The organism is Cyclobacterium qasimii M12-11B, from assembly GCF_000427295.1.
In the GTDB taxonomy this organism is placed as follows: domain Bacteria; phylum Bacteroidota; class Bacteroidia; order Cytophagales; family Cyclobacteriaceae; genus Cyclobacterium; species Cyclobacterium qasimii.
This window is the reverse complement of record NZ_ATNM01000121.1, coordinates 1-864: the sequence shown is the minus strand read 5'-3', so window position 1 is coordinate 864 and position 864 is coordinate 1. Positions and strand designations below refer to the sequence as shown.

General features: G+C 61.7%; 1 protein-coding gene. It reads left to right on the top strand.

Going from position 1 to position 864, the window contains the following annotated elements; all coding sequences use genetic code 11:
- Positions 1-76: 76 nt before the first annotated feature.
- Positions 77-775 (top strand): NAD-dependent epimerase/dehydratase family protein, encoded by a 699-nt coding sequence (locus ADICYQ_RS31260; protein ID WP_200861903.1) that lies wholly within the window; start codon positions 77-79, stop codon positions 773-775.
- Positions 776-864: the final 89 nt, after the last annotated feature.

The window sequence follows — 864 nt, the reverse complement described above, 5'->3', positions numbered from 1 at the left end:
GCCGGTCATACGGTGACAGTGCTTGATATGGCTGGCCCCGACCGCACCCAGTTCACCTATGTTGACCTCACCGATTATGGGCCAAGTGGTGGATGCGCTGGCCGGCATCAATGATCGTCATGAGGGTTTGGATGCCGTTGCCCACCTTGGGGCCATCCCTGCCCCTGGGCTGTGGTCGGATGTGGCAACTTTCCACAACAACATGAATGCCACGTTCAATGTGTTCCAGGCGTGCAAGCGGTTGGGTATCCGCACGATTGCGTATGCGTCGAGCGAGACGGTGCTGGGTTTGCCGTTCGAGACTCCCCCGCCCTACATCCCCCTCGATGAAGAGTATGAGACCCGCCCCGAGTCGACGTATTCGATGGTGAAGCACCTTGAGGAGCAGATGGCGCAAAAGTTTGTGCGCTGGGATCCTTCGCTCAGCATCAGCGCGCTGCGCTTCTCGAATGTGATGGACCCGGCCGACTACGCCGAGTTCCCGAGCTTCGATGCGGATGCGCGGCAACGGTCGTGGAACCTGTGGGGTTACATCGATGCCCGCGACGGCGCCAACGCCATTCGTTTAGCACTGGAAACCTCCCGCCCCGGCTATGACGTCTTCAACATCTTCGCCGCCGACACCGTCATGTCGCGGCCGAATGCTGAGCTGCTCGCCGAGGTGTTCCCCAACGTCGAGGTCCGTGGCGAGCTCGGGGTCAACACGTCACTCACGTCGACCGCCAAGGCTGAGCGGATGCTCGGATGGGTGCCTCAGCACAGCTGGCGGGACTAGCGGGCGCTGAGGCGCAGCGTTAGCCCAACCCGCCAACAGTGCCGAGTAACTCGTTCGCCAGCGGGAGCAGAAAGGCGATCACCGCGATA